Below are 16,696 nucleotides of genomic sequence, written 5' to 3'. Positions count from 1 at the left end.
CCGACTGAGCGCTTTGTAGCTGTCGCTTTGCTTTCGCTACATGAAAACATTTGTAGCTGTCGCTTTGCTTTCGCTACATGAAAACATTTGTTGCTGACGCTTCGCTTTCGCACAGAGCAAAGCTTCCTGGGGGCGTCCGATGAGCCGCTTCACTTGCGCTGCTCGCTCCAGGGACTCGGGCCAACACGATGTTGGTCACGAAGGCGTTATCACAGGACGTGATGGTTTTAGCCTTCGTTCCCCTTTCGCTAATCCCCAAGGAGTCGCTCAGTCTCCACTCCAATCAACCACTTCACATACCGTGTATCTTTTGGCATGCCACTTTAGTTAAAGTTAAACTTCAGCAATTATACGAAAGTGAAGCGACCGCAAATGTAAATCACTTCACTGTAACAAGCTATTTTGTTTGATTATGGTGAGTAGACATAGTGTTCATTTTTGGAATGGATAAAAAGTTCTACTATATCGTTGATTTCCGTTTATTTAAAGCGTCACAACATTCACAAGCCTTGGCCAAATTTATTTTTTAGTGATGCTCCACAAAATTTTTCGTCATCCTTATAAAATCCTTATAATCATTTTTTACACTATAGTCATCGAAAGGAAGATGATTATAGATGGAAGATATTATTTTACAAACAGAAAGTCTTAGTAAAGGGTTTAAGGGGCAAAAAATTGTAGAGGATCTGTCGTTAACGATTCCTCATAATACTGTTTACGGTTTACTCGGTCCAAATGGTGCAGGGAAATCAACAACGTTAAAAATGATTACGGGGATGTTGCGTCCGAATGCAGGAAAGATACTTTTTAATGGACGTGAATGGAATCGCAGTGATTTAAAAGACATTGGTGTATTAATTGAAACACCACCGCTTTATGAAAATTTAACGGCAAGAGAAAATCTCAAGGTTCGAACGATTGCCCTCGGATTGCCGCAGTCACGTATTGACGAAGTATTAAAAATTGTTGATTTGACTAATACAGGGAAAAAACGAGCAGGACAGTTTTCGCTTGGGATGAAACAACGTCTAGGAATAGCTATTGCGCTATTAAACTATCCAAAGCTTTTAATTCTTGATGAGCCGACAAATGGTCTCGATCCAATCGGCATTCAAGAACTTCGAAAGCTGATTCGATCTTTTCCAGAGCAAGGGATTACAGTCATTTTATCTAGCCACATCCTGTCAGAGGTAGAACAGGTCGTTGATGAAATTGGCATCATTGCAGGAGGGAAATTAGGTTATCAGGGAGTTGCCCCACAAGGTCAGGAATTAGAATCATTATTTATGCAAGTAGTGTCTGCTAATAGAAAGGTAGGCATGTAATATGATCTCAATTATGAAGGCTGAAAGATTAAAATGGAAAAAGACGTTTATCCCTAAATTAGTGTGGCTGGCACCCATTGTGGCGATATTATTAACTTCATTTTTAATGGGAGGGAGCTTCTTCCAAAAGGGTGCTTATAATTGGTGGTATACAATGCTCTTACCGGGTGCTCTGACGATATGTTGTGCATTAGTGGTGGAAAATGATGCTAAATTGAAATATCATAGTATTCTCGCAATGCCACTCGATCTGAAGAAAATTTGGTATGGCAAAATACTTGCATGTAGTGCCTGGTTGTTATTAATTACACTTATTTTCTTTGCAGGAATTACTGCTGGGGGAATACTTTTTGGCAATAGCTATTCTTTCATTAATAGTCTTACAGGTAGTTTATTAATTTTCGTAACGTTTTTATGGCAAATTCCACTTTGTTTATTCCTTGCGGCAAAATTAGGAACTTATATGGCTATTTTTATAAATTTAGTCGGCAATATTGCTGGTATGATTGCATTTGCAAATGGAGAGTTCTGGTATAGAGTTCCTTATGCCATTACAGCAAGACTAATTTGTCCAACTCTTGAGATTTTACCAAATGGTCTGCCAGTGCCTGAGGGTAGCCCTTTATTAAGCATGTCGGTTATAGTTCCAGGTATATTAATTGCTTTAGCATGGTTTGCATTACTTAGCTTCTTTACTGCACGTTGGTTCCAAAAAAGGGAGGCGAAATAGTGCATGGTAATGTTAAGATTACTGAGAGCAGAGTTTCTTAAAGTAAAAAGAACGCCATTTTTACTAATTCATCTCCTTGTACCGATTATTATTTCTGGGCTGTTTTTAGCATACTATTCATATTCACCATGGAATTTTGCTTGGAAAATATCCGGTTATTTTCAGGCTCTTTCGTGTGGGTTTCCAATTATTATTGGATTAGTTTGTGCAATGGCAGCGGAGCAAGAAGCAAATGCAGGACATTTTCAGGAGATACTAACAGCTACTAAAACAAAAGTAGTGGCCTATTTAAGCAAGTTGCTAATGTTATTGTTATTTAGTTTTGGAGCAATATTACTGTCCTTCGGTATTTTTAGTATTGGTTTTATTGAACTTTTGCATGAAGATACTTTTGGTTATCAATTTTATTTCATAGCTGGATGTATTCTATTTGTTAGCTTTGCATTTTTATATATTTTACATTTTTTCGTTAGTTTTCATTTTGGTAAAGGTGCCTCAATCGGATTAGGTATTGTCGGATCACTAATAGTAGCCCTACTCCTCACTGGACTAGGTGATGGTATTTGGTCATTTATACCTTATGGTTGGGGTGGTCACTTTGTTTCATTATGGGAAATGAAGGCGTCAGGGCTTGACCTATCAACGGTGGAAATAGGACTACAGGAAGGTATTATTGCTTCAGCTTGTGGGACATTGCTTGCATTAGTCCTATCTTGTTTATGGTTTTGTAAATGGGAAGGAAGAAAGTCTGATAATTAGGGTTTGAAGAAATGATGAGGGTAGAAATATGGCGAAAATATTAGCAGTAGATGATGAAAAAGATATTTTAGTATTGATAAAAAATGCATTACTAAAAGACGAACATTTAGTAACGGCAGTCTCTGATGCGACAGAAGTAAGTAAAATGAATCTAGGAGCCTTCGATTTAATTTTATTGGATGTGATGATGCCCGAAATTAATGGATTTACTTTATGTGGCCAAATACGCCATGCTGTAGATTGTCCCATCCTTTTTTTAACGGCTAAATCATTGGAGGAAGATCTAATGTATGGTCTAGGTCTTGGAGCTGATGATTATATTATCAAGCCGTTTGGAATTGGGGAGCTACGTGCAAGAGTGAATGCGCATTTGAGACGAGAAAAAAGAGAAAGACGCTGTATCCTTTTTGTAGATAACATTCACTTCAATCTTTCTGGTAAAGAGCTGTTTGTAAATGAGGAGAAGGTAATACTGACAAAAAGCGAATATGAAATTTGCGAATTTCTAGCTCGAAATCGAGGACAGGTATTTTCGAAGGAAAAGATTTATGAAACTATTTTTGGGTTTGATGGGAAGAGTGACAGTACTGCCATTACTGAGCATATTAAAAATATCCGTTCAAAGCTACATGACTTTAATATTGACGTCATAGATACTGTTTGGGGGATCGGATATAAATGGAGACAGTAAAGCCCGCTAAAGGAACACGTCTACATACTTTTTTTCTTCGATATCTCCTTTTTCTAAGTTTAGGCACCATTCTGTTAGTAGTACTGTTGATCGGTTTAACGATGTTTGCCCTTTCTACTAACATCGTATTACCAGCAAATTATGCAGAAACTCAAATTTCATCATCAAGAAATCGCATTGCGTCTAGTAGTACGGTTACAGCTGATATGATCCCAGACCTTGTTGATTACGCAGTATTTTCTAAAGAAGGTAAACTTCTTGCAGGGAATCTTTCAGAGAAGGATGCCTTAAAAGCTTGGGATGCAATGAAAAAAGAGCAAACTCAAGGTATCGCTCAATTTTACTCGTTTATAGAGCGAGAAAATGAGATTTGTATATTACGGTATTATATATTGCCGCAGTATCGTTCGGTTATTATGAGAAAATATTTACCCAATCCACAACTGTTAGATATTTTATTATTTATTATAGGGGTAATATCGCTAGTAACTGGACTTGCTATCCATTTTGGAAAAAATCTTAAGAAAAAAATGTTTGGCTTGCAGGAAGCGATTGAAAAAATACAAAATCAAAATTTAGATTTTACGATAAACCCCTCTGGAATCCGTGAAGTAGATGAAATATCAAATTCTCTTGAGCAGATGAGGGAGGCTTTAAACAGTTCCTTAAAACAGCAATGGGAATCAGAACAGGCACGTAGAGAACAAATATCTGCTCTTGCTCATGATCTGAAAACACCACTTACGATTATTCGAGGGAATGCAGAGCTACTACAAGATACTGATCAAGATGATATTCAAAAAGAATATAATAATTATATTTTGAAAAATACAATAGAAATAGAAAAATTCACGAAAGAGCTGATTGATTTATCGAAAATGAAAAATAATATTTCCCGTGAAAAAACGAGTGTTAAAACGGATGTATTTATGACAGAAGTAGAGCATCAAATGATAGCTCTTTCGTTGGAAAAAAAGCTTCAAGTAGTTGTCCAAAAGGAAATGCCTCCCACACTTATATGGATCGATGAAGAGCAGTTCTATCGAGCGATGATCAATGTTATTGCTAATGCGGTAGAGCACACACCTGAAAATGGTAAGGTAACATTAACTGTGCAAAGTGCTAATGATGTGATTCAATTTACCGTTACCGATAGCGGCTGTGGATTTTCTCCGAAGGATTTAAAAGAAGCTACCAAACAGTTTTATCGCGGAGACCCAAGCAGAAATGCAGGAAATCACCATGGGATGGGGCTATATATTGCCCAATCAATTGTTCAGAGTCATGGTGGAACACTGCTAATTGACAATGATTTATCAGGTGGTGGGGGTAAAGTGACCATAACAATCCCAATTAATTTAGCCTAAGCGTAATTGTTTTTGCTGTTTCATTGCTTTCGCATTGATAAACTAAATTATTCAAAATGAGGTTTATTATTTTGTATATGTCTATTTTATTAGCGAATTCTAATGAAGTTCATTAATATGACATTGGATAAAACATATATCATATATATGAGTTGATTGGAGTGAGGCTGGGTGACTCCTTGGGGATCAGCGAAAGGGGAACGAAGGCTAAAACCATCACGTCCTGTGATAACGCCTTCGTGACCAACATCGTGTTGGCCCGAGTCCCTGGAGCGAGCAACGCGAGTGAAGCGGCTCATCGGACGCCCCCAGGAAAGCGCCCAGCCGGAACGGAAATCAACCTCACGCTTTTGATGTGAGCCTATAATTAATAAAAGTGGTTAATTAAAACACTTATAAAATATCTTGAGAAAAGAATGATTTTGACAAATTTGTTAATATCATTTTTTTTGTTTTTGTTAGAAAGGAAAAGATGGGGAGCGCGTTCGGGCAATAATATTCTAAAAAGTGCTACAATAAAAGAAAAAAAGAAGAGGCGATGATGCACGTGGATAACGTCATTGATTTTATTGCAAAGAAAAGAGAGCGCGAAGAAAGGCAGCGCGCGCAGGATTTAGAAAAGTATGTTGCGACACAATGTAATTTCCAACAACCAGAAAATATTGATGCACTTGTTGAAGGAAAAATGATTGAAGTCAAAGATCATACTTTGTTTTTAGGTTTTCTCTCAATATTAAAAGATGAAAAAATTGATCCACTTGATATTTTTCAAGACGTATTTACTTTAGAACCTTCCCGCTTTGAAATGTCCTACAATATGAGATGGTGGTCAGTCGTGCAGCTTGCATTTACATTTTTAACAATTTTAAAGGAAAACGAGCCACATACATATGCAGATTTTCTTGGTTTATAAAATTAATCTAGAGTGTGTGCACGTCTTGCAAAGCTACATTAACGTGCGCATACAGAACTAGATTCCTTCTTATTCCCTCTAAAACTTTTACTTTCCCCTTAAAATAATTATTGTTCATAGATTTTCATAATTCCTTCATAATTTTTACTAAATATTTTACTGTCCTCCATACTTGCTTAATGTTTGTTTCTTAATATAACTGTTGTAAGGCAAATGAATACAAACAAAAACAAATGGAGGTTCCAACTCATGACGATTCAAAAGATGTGGAAGAAAGGGCTAATTGGAGCATTAGCAATTTCAATGTTGGCTGCTTGTTCGGACGGCTCATCTAGTTCTAATGAAGTGAACAGTGATTTGACACTTGAAGAGGTTACGAAAAAAGCAAAAGAAGAAGGCACTGTAAATTCTGTTGGTATGCCAGATACGTGGGCTAACTGGGTGGAGACTTGGGATGAGTTTGGTACTGAATATAGCCTTAAGCATAAGGATTCAGATATGTCGAGTGCTGAGGAGCTAGCAAAGTTTGAGGCAGAAAAGGATGATGCCACTGCTGATATTGGTGACGTCGGAATTGCCTTTGGACCAATTGCCAAGGACAAAGGTTTAACATTGCCGTACAAAACATCTTATTGGGATGAAATACCTGACTGGGCAAAGGATGATGAAGGCCATTGGATCGTGGGTTACACTGGAACCATTTCATTTTTAACTGATAAAAACAACGTCAAAGATGCCCCGAAATCTTGGGGGGACATTAAAAATGGAGATTACACTGTCAGCATTGGTGATGCTTTAACAGCGAATCAAGCACAGTTTGCTATTTTAGCAGCTGCAATGGCATTTGGTGGCGATGAATCGAATATTCAACCAGGAATAGACTATTTTGCAGACTTAGCAAAGCAGGGGCGTTTAAAAGGTGATCCATCTGTAGCGAATTTAGAAAAAGGAGAAATTGACGTAGCCATCTTATGGGATTTTAATGCACTCGGCTATCGACACCAAATTGATGAGAAACGTTTTGATGTCATCATACCATCAGAAGGCTCTGTAACATCAGGCTATGCGACAATCATTAATAAATACGCTAAAAATCCTCATGCAGCAATGCTTGCTCGTGAATATATTTTATCTGATGCAGGGCAAGAAAACTTAGCGAAGGGTTATGCTCGTCCAATTCGTGACAAAGTTCAATTGTCTCAAGATGTTCAAAAACTATTATTACCTGTGGATATGTACAAAAATGCACAGCCAGTAAAAGACCAAAAGAAATGGGAAGAAACAACAAAGCAAATTCCACAACTCTATCAAGAGCAGGTATTAATTCATGGGAAATAAAAAAGTTGTTTTAATTGTCATAGATGCACTTCGCTTTGATACAGCCTGTACTCATATGGGATTTATGCACCATTTAGTTGAACGTAATATTGCAGCACGCTACAAGATTTGTTCAGAGGTCCCGTCTCTATCAAGGCCTTTATATGAAACTATTTTAACGGGGACACCGCCCATTGTACATGGGGTAACGAGCAATATGACTGTACGTTTAACTACGCAAAATAGTCTATTTCATGTAGCGAAAGACAACGGTTTGTCTACAGCAGCAGCTGCCTATTATTGGGTAAGTGAACTATATAATCGTGCACCATTTGTGCATATGGAGGACAGGCTACAATTAGATACGCAATTGCCGATTGAGAATGGCTTGTTCTACTTTGAGGATCACTATCCAGACAGTCATTTATTTGCTGATGCTGCATGGCTAATGGATCAAAAGCAACCCGGTTTCTTATATATTCATCCGATGAATGTAGATGATGATGGTCATAAATTTACAGCCGATTCGGCACAATATCGAAATCGAGTTTTAGCAGTAGATGCATTATTATCTTTATTTATTCCAAAATGTCTTGAGCAGGGCTATGAAGTGATCGTGACAGCTGATCATGGGATGACGAGTGATGGTAATCATGGAGGCACAACAGCTGAGGATCGCCACGTACCGATGTTTGTTATTTCGAATCATGTTAAAGCAGGCATTAAGAATGAGGTTGTATCACAGTTACAAATCGCTCCGCTGTGCTGTCATTTATTGAATATCGAACCTTCTGATGAAATGGTTCCGCTGTTATTAGAGGGGATGCATTCTTTAAAAGGGGTTTAATTATTAATATTTAACCAGGTGTGTAATTGGAGTGGAGGGCTGGGCGACTCCTTGGGGGATCAATGTCATAGATGATACCCTTCAGCGAAGCGGAGTGGCCCAGCTGGAACTGAAATCGACCCCATGTTATTGTGAAGAACTCATTTTTATATGAATTACTTTGAAGATTTATCGGGACATAATCCAGATTTATCGGAACAAAATCACGTTTTATCGGAACAATTTTAGAATTTATCGGAACAAAATCTCATTTTATCGGAACAATTTCAGTTTTTATCAACTATGGGTGACTCCTTGGGGATTAGCGGCTCACCGGAAGCGCCCAGCCGGAACGCAAATCAACCCCACGTTATGATGATGAGCCATCCAATTATTAAAAATAATTAATCTAAATAGCCGCTATTAAATAAAGAAAGAAGTGATTGTTTTGATTTCGAAGCGGCAAACAGTTGCCTGGCTTTCTCCTTTTCTAGTACTTGTCTTGTTATTTTTCTTAGTACCGTTACTGTATATGCTAATCACAAGCTTTCAAAATAGTGATGGTTTTACACTTGCACAATATAAATCTGTACTAACGAATGATTACATTTTACAAGGCTTTAAAAATAGTATTACATTGTCCGTTATTTCGGCTGTCATTGCCTTAATCGTTACTTTATTTGCAGTTTATGCGATGATGAGATTTTCTGAGCCAGTGCGCGAGAAAATTTTAATACTAACAAACTTAACATCAAATTTTTCAGGTATTCCGTTAGCTTTTGCCTTTATCGTATTACTTGGCAATAGCGGGCTCTTTACATTGCTATTCGATAAATGGGGTATCGACCCATTATCATCATTTTCTCTATATAGCTGGGGTGGCTTGTTGCTGATTTATATTTATTTTCAGCTACCGTTAGCATTAATGCTTTTATACCCAATTTATGATGGAATTCAACAACAATGGAAGGACGCTGCAGCACTACTTGGAGCTTCTACTTGGCAGTTCTGGATGAAGATTGGGATTCCTGTTATGCTTCCGGGAATTGTTGGAACATTTAGTGTGTTGTTTGCCAATGCAATGGGTGCGTATGCCTCAGCCTATGCGTTAACAAGCAGTAACTACAATTTAGTGGCCATTCGTATTGGCTCTCTTATTAAGGGAGATATTTTTGCCCAACCAGAGCTGGCAAGTGCTATTGCCGTAATACTAGCAGTAACGATGGTGACGGCAATGCTATTAAGCGAATGGAGCATTTCAAAAACAAGGAGGAAGTTATAGTGAAAAAAAGAGGCTTTGCTGATTTGTTTTTCCTCCTGTTAGTGGTGTATTTAGTGCTGCCTGTTGTTGCAACAATGCTTTATGCCTTTGCGACAAAATGGAATAAGACCATTTTGCCAGAAGGATTAACATTTAAATGGCTTGCTACATTATTTCAGGATGCAGAATTTATCCAGGCGTTTGGACGTTCTGTTTTATTGTCGAGTGGGGCTGTAGTGGTTGCATTGCTCGTGATTGTACCAGCTATTTTTGTGATCGTGTTGTATTTTCCAAAATACGAAAAATGGATTCAGATGGCTGTTGTAATGGTGTATTCATTTCCAGGAATTATTTTAGCAGTTGGGCTCATTCGTGTTTACAGCAAATTTGGTGTGCCAATGATTCTAGTAGTTTTAGGGGCATATGTTATCGGTATCCTACCGTACATTTATCAGGGGACACGCAATAGTTTACGGAATGTAGATGCACGACAGCTTTTAGATGCAGCGCAATTACTGGGAGCATCGAAATTGCAGGCATTTACTAAAATTTTATTACCTACTGTTTACCCAGGCTTATTTGCAGGTGCATTATTATCGTTTTCCGTATTATTTGGAGAATTTGTACTGATTAATCTAGTTGTCGGTTCTCGCTTTGAAACGGTGCAAATTTATTTAATGAAGAAGCTTAGTACAAGTGGGCATATTGCTAGTGCAGTGGTCTTTATTTATATCGTTCTAATGGGCTTATTAACGTTCGTTATTGCAACATTAACGAAACGATCGAAAGGTGTTACAAATCTATGAGTTATATTGTAATTGAAGGACTTCATAAAAAATATGGATTAACGACGGTTTTATCCAATATTAATATGAAGATTGAAAAAGGTGAATTTATAACTCTTTTAGGTCCGAGTGGCTGTGGTAAGAGTACAATTCTACGTATTTTAGCAGGCTTAACAGATGCATCTGCAGGAAAAATTATCATTGAAGGTAAGGATATGATTGGTGTTCAACCAAAGGATCGTCAAGTGGGTATGGTGTTTCAATCATATGCACTATTCCCAAATATGACGGTGAAAGAAAATGTAGCCTTTGGTTTACGTATGCAAAAAGTAAATACTGCAGAAGTTGATCAACGTGTTCAAGAAATGCTTGTGATTGTGCATTTAAGTGAAAAAGCTAACGCATATCCAATAGAATTATCTGGCGGTCAACAGCAACGTGTAGCCCTTGCCCGAGCTTTAATTGTACGTCCAAAGGTATTGTTGTTAGATGAGCCGCTCAGTGCGCTAGATGCCCAAATTCGTCAGAAGCTTCAAGCAGACTTACGAGCTATTCAGCAAAAGCTTGGCATAACGATGATTTTAGTTACGCATGACCAAGAGGAAGCGATGGCTGTATCTGACAGAATATTTGTGATGAATAATGGAATGATTGCACAAAGCGGAACACCTACTGCCATTTATACAAGCCCCGAAAGTGAGTTTATCGCTAAATTTATCGGACATTACAATGTCTTTACACGTCAAGCGCTTGAGACGATGATTGGTGAGACATTGCCTAAAGAATACTCAAAATTTGCAATTCGACCGGAAGCCATACATCTCGAACTAAGACAGGGGGATGTTTGTATAAGTGGAGAGGCGAAGCAATCATTAATGAGTGGCAATGTTATTCGGACAACATTCGAGGGAGAATATCCCTTTACGATGGAGCAGCTACACCAACGAGGGCAGTCGTTTGAACTGGGGAAGAAATATGTGTGTTATGTGGCGAGAGAAGATGTGATTGCATTATCATGACATATGCAAAAATAGAACGTTTTGAATTCATTTTAAAACAGTTAGAGATTGACGGGAAAATTATTGTTGCCACTATTGCCGAAGAATTACAAGTGGCACCAGAAACGATTCGTCGCGATTTTGATGAGCTAGCTCAACAGCATTTATTAACAAGAGTACACGGAGGAGCAGTGAAGTATACGAATGTTAGAAATGAACCAGCATTTTTACGTAAGCTTCAAATGCAAAAAGAGGCAAAGCGCAATATAGCTCGATTAGCAGCTAGACGTATCTGTGACGGGGATACAATTGTAGTTGATACAGGTACAACAACGGTGCATATTGCAGATTTTTTATTAGCAGTCAATGATATAACGGTCGTAACCAATTCTATCGCTGCAGCTGTACAATTTAATGTGGCGATAGAGGAGCGGCGCATGACGGGAAAGGTCATATTACTTGGAGGAACGACCAATCCAAGGCAATCCTCAGTAACAGGAGCAATGACATTAGAATTACTAGGAAATATGAATTTTGATAAAGCATTTATATCGTGTGGTGGTATAAGTGAAGGTATCGTATACGATTATGATTTGGATGAATCGTTAATTTCTAGAAAAATGCTTAATCATAGTAAGACGAACTTTTTACTAGCGGATGCAACAAAAATAAATGGAAAGTCCTTTTATCAAATATGTCACATAGAAGAGTGCTCAGAAATTCTTTGTGATATAGCTTGTCCGTTGGAATGGCAAGCGTATGAGGAAAAGTGGACAGTATGCAATGGAGGGAAATGCGAATGATTGATTATCATGTACATTTAGAGGAAGGCCCATATTCATTTCGTTGGCTGGAGCGTACTGCTCAAGCTATTAGTTTTTTTTATGAAGATGAAGGATTAGCGAAAGGTTCTAAAGCATGGATAGAGTGGCAAATACAGCAGTTATCAGAGCGATTACAAAGAGGCTGTTATAGTGAGGAATGGTTAGATTTATACCTACAACAAGCTATTCAACTCGGTTTACATGAGGTTGGAATTGTCGACCATCTCTATCGTTTCAAGGAGACGCGAGCATATTTTGAGCGTTATATGCAGTTAGATGACAATGAAGTTGGTAGAGCTCAGCGTTACTGGCTTGATAGTGTGATGACAGAAAGCATGGATGATTTTGTGTCAGCTATTAATCGAGCAAAGGAAAAGTGGAGTCTGCACGGTATTTCCTTAAAGCTAGGCATCGAGGCGGATTATTTTGTCGGCGGCGAGGAGGAATTAGCAACATTACTGGAAGGATATCCGTGGGATTACGTTATCGGATCCGTCCATTTTGTAGATGGTTGGGGATTTGATAACCCTCAAACGCAATACATATTTGAGGACATGGATGCTACTACATTACAGCAGAGCTATGAGCGTTTCTTTGCTACAGTCGAAAAAATGATTCACTCAAGTATGTTTGATTTTGTAGCACACTTGGATAACTTTAAAGTATTTAATTATCAAGTGGAGGACGCTATTTTTCTCGATTCTTGGTATGAACGTATAGCCAAAGCGCTCGTTACAACAAATACTGCCACTGAATTGAATGCGGGCCTGTATTATCGTTATCCAGTAAAAGAGATATGCCCTGGCCCTCGCTTCCTTCAAATATTAATGGAACAGGGAGTAGCCTTTACAGTTTCCTCAGATGCGCATTTCCCAGACGATTTAGGTAAATTTACATTTGCCAATGCAGATTTGCTTAAGAGTTTAGGTGTTCAATCGATTGTCGGCTTTGAACAGCGTGTGAAAAAATTAATTGACATATAGCATTCAGTAGTTCATAAGCATAGAGGCACTGAAACAAAAATGAGTTTTCTTATTTAATAGGAGCTTCATTTTTGTTTCAGTGTTTTTCGACTACTTTAAGAAAATTACAGACTTGTAGTATTAAGTACAGGACAAGCCGCATATAAAAATGAATAAATTCATTTTTATCATGAGAGGCGAGTAAAATTGTCAAAAACAGTTGATCAACCCTTTTTACCAGTTATTATACAATCAGGTCAATATGCATATGGGGTAGCCCGTTCCTTTTATGAGGCGTATCGTATGAAAAGTCTTGTATTAGAGCCAGCTATGAAAACAATAGATATTCGAACGCTCTTACTAGGTGGGGCGCTAGGAATAGCGACTCAAAATAGTGATATTCTGGATTTTCAATATGTGGACCGTTTAGATGAACCAGATTATTTTGTACAAGCTTTAATAGAAGTGGCGATGCAGTTCAAACAAAAAAAATTAATCCTTCTTGTATGTGATTGTACTTATGCGGAGCTGATCATTAGTAATAAACAGACACTACAACATTATTTTATTTTGCCTTATATAGATGAGGATGTAATGAAGCGGGTTCAAACAAAGGAAGAATTTTATAAGCAATGTGATTTATACAATTTAAAATATCCCAAAACGATTGTATTGACAAAGGCACATCGTGTAACAAGTGAAATACCCTTCGATTATCCGATAATCATCAAGCCTTCGAATTTCGTTGAATATACGCGTTGTTCCTTCCCTGAGAAGAAAAAAGTATTTCTTGTAAAAAATGAAGAAGAGAAGCGGCATATTATTAAAAGCATTTATCGCTCTTCCTATAAAGATTCTTTAATTCTTCAAGAGTTTATTCCAGGTGATGATTCTTATATTCGGGTATTAGACGTTTACGTAGGGAAGGACAAGAAGGTTAAACTGATGTGTTTAGGGAACAAGCTCCTTGAAGATCCATCACCACAAAATATTGGAATCTCCTTGGCGATTATGACAGATTTCGATAAACAGCTTATGGACAACTTGCGCTATTTTTTGGAGGGCATTGGCTATAGTGGTTTTGTGAATTTTGATATGAAACTAGATGTTCGTGACGGGGAATTTAAAATATTTGAAATGAACTTACGATCCGGTGTCTCAAGCTATTACGTGACAGCAAGTGGTCATAACTTAATGCAGTGTGTTGCTAATGATTATGTATTCAATGTGTATCAAGAGCTAACGTATGTACAGACGAGGCATTTGTGGTCACTCGTTCCAAAAAGATTGTTATTTAAAGGCTTGAAAAATGTAAAACTGAAAATAGAAGCTAAGCAATTAATAAAACAGGACAAGCATTCGAATGCTCTATATTTTAGAGAGGATATGAATGTAAAGCGTTGGGTAAAGCTTAAACTATATAATTTTTATTTAAATCTAAAATATAAAAAGTACTACAAATAAGCTCAAGATAAGGACCGAACACGTTTAATGTGGATTCCTATTATTGTGAAGTTCTAAAAGAAGCAAAGCGGTGTCGGGAAAACTCAGCAAACTACGTGTAATTAAGTCTAAACCGCGACATTTAGTACACAAGCCTTGTAGGATGTTGCAATTATTCAGTATAATAGTAAAACGGGATTTCAAATGTATGGAATTCGTTTGAAAGGAGTTACCTGATTGCAATGAATGAAGAACAACGCTTAGCTAATCAACAAGTCAATCAACCAAAAAAAGAAGACAAGCCTGAAAAGGATTATAGTAAATATTTTGAAACGGTCTTTACGGCACCTTCATTAAAAGATGCTAAAAAACGTGGGAAAGAAGATGTTAAGTACCATAAAGACTTTAACATTGCAGAAGAGTTTGCAGGTATGGGGACAGGGCGTACTTTCTATATTCGTACGTATGGCTGCCAAATGAATGAGCATGATACGGAAGTTATGGCTGGGATTTTTATGCAGCTAGGATATACGTCTACAGATATAATTGACGAAGCTGACGTCGTATTATTGAATACGTGTGCCATCCGTGAAAATGCAGAAAATAAAGTATTTGGAGAACTTGGCTTTCTGTTAAAATATAAACGTAAAAATCCAGAAATGTTGATCGGGGTTTGTGGCTGTATGTCACAGGAAGAATCCGTCGTCAATAAAATTTTAAGAAGTTATCCGCATGTCGATATGGTGTTTGGTACACATAATATTCACCGTTTACCGAACATTTTAAAAGAAGCATATATGTCTAAGGAAATGGTCATTGAGGTTTGGTCTAAAGAAGGCGATGTAATTGAAAATCTGCCGAAAAAACGTCTTGGCTCCATCAAAGCTTGGGTAAATATTATGTACGGCTGTGATAAATTCTGTACGTATTGTATTGTACCTTATACGCGTGGTAAGGAACGTAGTCGCCGTCCAGAAGAAATCATTGCTGAAGTTCGTGAACTAGCGGCTGCAGGTTATAAAGAAATTATGCTTTTAGGACAAAATGTCAACGCTTACGGTAAGGATTTTGAGGATATTGAATATCGACTTGGTGATTTGATGGATGAATTACGAAAAATCGATATCCCGCGCATTCGATTTACAACGAGTCATCCACGTGACTTCGATGATCATTTAATCGAAGTACTTGCAAAACGTGGTAACTTAGTTGAGCATATTCACTTACCAGTACAATCTGGTTCAAATGATGTGCTAAAAATTATGGCGCGTAAATATACACGTGAGCATTTCCTTGGATTAGTAGCGAAAATTAAAGCGGCTATTCCGGAAGTAACACTAACGACTGATATTATCGTAGGTTATCCTAACGAAACTGAAGAACAATTTGAGGAGACATTATCCTTGTACCGTGAAGTAGGTTTTGAAATGGCCTTTACTTATATTTATTCTCCTCGTGAGGGTACACCTGCTGCTAAAATGGTGGATAATGTACCTGAAGAAGTGAAAAAAGAACGTCTTCACCGATTAAATGCGGTTGTAGGGGAATACTCTCGCAAAGCATTAGAGAGCTTGAAGGGTGAAATAGTAGAAGTATTAGTCGAAGGAACGAGTAAAAAACGTGATGATGTGTTAGCTGGCTACACGCGTAAAAACCGTCTTGTAAACTTTAAAGCCCCAGCAGATCTAATTGGTCAATTAGTGAAAGTAAAAATAGTTGAAGCTACTTCATATTCACTAAGTGGTGAATTTGTAGAAGTAGTAAAAAATGAAAAGGTGGAAGCGTAAATGACACAAGTATTATATACAAAAGAAGATTTAATCAAGAAGTCACATGAAATTGCGCATATGATTGCCAATACGCCAGAAGTTGAATTTTTCAAAAAGGCAGAAGCACAAATTAATGAAAACCAACAAGTACGTGAGCGTATTGCAAGTTTAAAAAGCCTACAAAAGCAAGCTGTTAATTTCCAACACTTAGGAAAAGAAAAAGCGCTTAAATTAATTGAAGATAAAATCGAAAAAATCGAAGAAGAAATCAACGCCATCCCAGTAGTTCAACAATTTAAAGAATCTCAAGGGGATGTAAATGATTTATTACAACTAGTGTCAAACACAATTGCGAACAATGTTACAAATGAGATTGTTCAATCAACGGGTGGGGATTTACTTCGTGGTGAAACTGGCTCATACGTAGCAAATACAACACCAGGCAGCTGCTCATAAAAATAATAGAAGAAATAGCTCGAATGAATGCTTTCATTCGAGCTTTACTATGTGCGCCCGGCATGCGTATGAACTATAGGGTGCAAGTCCCGAACCCCGAAGACAGAAGTAGAGGTTAGCTAAGAGCAAGGGTGTCCGTGGCGACGCGGAATCTGAAGGAAGCTGGAGGCAAAACACCGGTCCGAGGAACACGAATCTTATACAAGGCTAGGTATGATTGGATGAGTTTGCATATCAAAACAAAGTCCTTTCTGTCGAAGATCATATCAA

At 37.7% G+C, this 16,696-nt stretch carries 16 protein-coding genes; all 16 read left to right on the top strand.

Annotated elements, in window-relative coordinates; translation table 11 throughout:
• The first annotated feature begins 617 nt into the window (after nucleotides 1-617).
• The 16 genes from ACFTQ7_RS00080 to ACFTQ7_RS00005 all read left to right on the top strand — a co-directional run bounded on the left by ACFTQ7_RS00080 (nucleotide 618) and on the right by ACFTQ7_RS00005 (nucleotide 16,426).
• Nucleotides 618-1,325 carry a lantibiotic protection ABC transporter ATP-binding protein gene (locus ACFTQ7_RS00080; protein WP_386826756.1) on the top strand — a complete coding sequence of 236 codons (708 nt, stop codon included), beginning with the start codon at nucleotides 618-620 and terminating at the stop codon, nucleotides 1,323-1,325.
• Nucleotide 1,326: 1 nt separating this feature from the next.
• Entirely contained in the window at nucleotides 1,327-2,055 is a 729-nt protein-coding gene (locus ACFTQ7_RS00075) for a lantibiotic immunity ABC transporter MutE/EpiE family permease subunit (protein WP_386826755.1), read from the top strand.
• Nucleotides 2,056-2,058: 3 nt separating this feature from the next.
• Complete coding sequence (locus ACFTQ7_RS00070) at nucleotides 2,059-2,814, top strand: lantibiotic immunity ABC transporter MutG family permease subunit (RefSeq protein WP_386826754.1); 756 nt, start codon at nucleotides 2,059-2,061, stop codon at nucleotides 2,812-2,814.
• 28 nt (nucleotides 2,815-2,842) lie between these two features.
• Entirely contained in the window at nucleotides 2,843-3,505 is a 663-nt protein-coding gene (locus ACFTQ7_RS00065; protein ID WP_386826753.1) for a response regulator transcription factor, read from the top strand.
• Nucleotides 3,493-4,872 carry a sensor histidine kinase gene (locus ACFTQ7_RS00060; RefSeq protein ID WP_386826752.1) on the top strand — a complete coding sequence of 460 codons (1,380 nt, stop codon included), beginning with the start codon at nucleotides 3,493-3,495 and terminating at the stop codon, nucleotides 4,870-4,872. Before ACFTQ7_RS00065 ends, ACFTQ7_RS00060 begins: the two co-directional genes overlap by 13 nt.
• Nucleotides 4,873-5,413: 541 nt before the next feature.
• A complete protein-coding gene (locus tag ACFTQ7_RS00055) occupies nucleotides 5,414-5,785 on the top strand; it encodes a 2-oxoglutarate ferredoxin oxidoreductase subunit beta (RefSeq protein WP_386826751.1) in 372 nt (123 codons plus the stop codon).
• 249 nt (nucleotides 5,786-6,034) lie between these two features.
• Nucleotides 6,035-7,123 (top strand): ABC transporter substrate-binding protein, encoded by a 1,089-nt coding sequence (locus ACFTQ7_RS00050; RefSeq protein WP_386826750.1) that lies wholly within the window; start codon nucleotides 6,035-6,037, stop codon nucleotides 7,121-7,123.
• Entirely contained in the window at nucleotides 7,113-7,949 is an 837-nt protein-coding gene (locus ACFTQ7_RS00045) for an alkaline phosphatase family protein (protein ID WP_386826749.1), read from the top strand. Before ACFTQ7_RS00050 ends, ACFTQ7_RS00045 begins: the two co-directional genes overlap by 11 nt.
• A 418-nt stretch (nucleotides 7,950-8,367) precedes the next feature.
• Nucleotides 8,368-9,210 carry an ABC transporter permease gene (locus ACFTQ7_RS00040; protein ID WP_386826748.1) on the top strand — a complete coding sequence of 281 codons (843 nt, stop codon included), beginning with the start codon at nucleotides 8,368-8,370 and terminating at the stop codon, nucleotides 9,208-9,210.
• Nucleotides 9,210-9,995 carry an ABC transporter permease gene (locus tag ACFTQ7_RS00035; protein WP_386826747.1) on the top strand — a complete coding sequence of 262 codons (786 nt, stop codon included), beginning with the start codon at nucleotides 9,210-9,212 and terminating at the stop codon, nucleotides 9,993-9,995. The genes ACFTQ7_RS00040 and ACFTQ7_RS00035 overlap by 1 nt, the downstream gene beginning before the upstream one ends.
• Nucleotides 9,992-10,993 carry an ABC transporter ATP-binding protein gene (locus tag ACFTQ7_RS00030; protein WP_386826746.1) on the top strand — a complete coding sequence of 334 codons (1,002 nt, stop codon included), beginning with the start codon at nucleotides 9,992-9,994 and terminating at the stop codon, nucleotides 10,991-10,993. The genes ACFTQ7_RS00035 and ACFTQ7_RS00030 overlap by 4 nt, the downstream gene beginning before the upstream one ends.
• Nucleotides 10,990-11,775: a DeoR/GlpR family DNA-binding transcription regulator gene (locus tag ACFTQ7_RS00025; protein WP_386826745.1), complete on the top strand. Its 786-nt coding sequence runs from the start codon at nucleotides 10,990-10,992 to the stop codon at nucleotides 11,773-11,775. Before ACFTQ7_RS00030 ends, ACFTQ7_RS00025 begins: the two co-directional genes overlap by 4 nt.
• Nucleotides 11,772-12,779, top strand: coding sequence for a histidinol phosphate phosphatase domain-containing protein (locus ACFTQ7_RS00020; RefSeq protein ID WP_386826744.1), 1,008 nt, complete (start codon nucleotides 11,772-11,774; stop codon nucleotides 12,777-12,779). The genes ACFTQ7_RS00025 and ACFTQ7_RS00020 overlap by 4 nt, the downstream gene beginning before the upstream one ends.
• Before the next feature lie 186 nt (nucleotides 12,780-12,965).
• Nucleotides 12,966-14,222 (top strand): carboxylate--amine ligase, encoded by a 1,257-nt coding sequence (locus ACFTQ7_RS00015; protein ID WP_386826743.1) that lies wholly within the window; start codon nucleotides 12,966-12,968, stop codon nucleotides 14,220-14,222.
• Nucleotides 14,223-14,443: 221 nt separating this feature from the next.
• Nucleotides 14,444-15,988 carry a tRNA (N6-isopentenyl adenosine(37)-C2)-methylthiotransferase MiaB gene (gene miaB / locus ACFTQ7_RS00010; RefSeq protein WP_386826742.1) on the top strand — a complete coding sequence of 515 codons (1,545 nt, stop codon included), beginning with the start codon at nucleotides 14,444-14,446 and terminating at the stop codon, nucleotides 15,986-15,988.
• On the top strand, nucleotides 15,989-16,426 hold the full coding sequence (locus ACFTQ7_RS00005) for a YlbF/YmcA family competence regulator (RefSeq protein WP_386826741.1): 438 nt from the start codon (nucleotides 15,989-15,991) through the stop codon (nucleotides 16,424-16,426).
• Nucleotides 16,427-16,696: the final 270 nt, after the last annotated feature.

This window comes from Lysinibacillus sp. NPDC056959, from assembly GCF_042674095.1.
Classification (GTDB): Bacteria; Bacillota; Bacilli; order Bacillales_A; family Planococcaceae; genus Lysinibacillus; species Lysinibacillus zambalensis.
This window is presented reverse-complemented; position numbering and strand designations above follow the sequence as displayed.

Coding starts and splice junctions, on each gene's coding strand:
- ACFTQ7_RS00080 (WP_386826756.1), top strand. CDS start 618: ATGGAAGATATTATTTTACAAACAGAAAGTCTTAGTAAAGGGTTTAAG.
- ACFTQ7_RS00075 (WP_386826755.1), top strand. CDS start 1,327: ATGATCTCAATTATGAAGGCTGAAAGATTAAAATGGAAAAAGACGTTT.
- ACFTQ7_RS00070 (WP_386826754.1), top strand. CDS start 2,059: ATGGTAATGTTAAGATTACTGAGAGCAGAGTTTCTTAAAGTAAAAAGA.
- ACFTQ7_RS00065 (WP_386826753.1), top strand. CDS start 2,843: ATGGCGAAAATATTAGCAGTAGATGATGAAAAAGATATTTTAGTATTG.
- ACFTQ7_RS00060 (WP_386826752.1), top strand. CDS start 3,493: ATGGAGACAGTAAAGCCCGCTAAAGGAACACGTCTACATACTTTTTTT.
- ACFTQ7_RS00055 (WP_386826751.1), top strand. CDS start 5,414: ATGCACGTGGATAACGTCATTGATTTTATTGCAAAGAAAAGAGAGCGC.
- ACFTQ7_RS00050 (WP_386826750.1), top strand. CDS start 6,035: ATGACGATTCAAAAGATGTGGAAGAAAGGGCTAATTGGAGCATTAGCA.
- ACFTQ7_RS00045 (WP_386826749.1), top strand. CDS start 7,113: ATGGGAAATAAAAAAGTTGTTTTAATTGTCATAGATGCACTTCGCTTT.
- ACFTQ7_RS00030 (WP_386826746.1), top strand. CDS start 9,992: ATGAGTTATATTGTAATTGAAGGACTTCATAAAAAATATGGATTAACG.
- ACFTQ7_RS00025 (WP_386826745.1), top strand. CDS start 10,990: ATGACATATGCAAAAATAGAACGTTTTGAATTCATTTTAAAACAGTTA.
- ACFTQ7_RS00020 (WP_386826744.1), top strand. CDS start 11,772: ATGATTGATTATCATGTACATTTAGAGGAAGGCCCATATTCATTTCGT.
- miaB (WP_386826742.1), top strand. CDS start 14,444: ATGAATGAAGAACAACGCTTAGCTAATCAACAAGTCAATCAACCAAAA.
- ACFTQ7_RS00005 (WP_386826741.1), top strand. CDS start 15,989: ATGACACAAGTATTATATACAAAAGAAGATTTAATCAAGAAGTCACAT.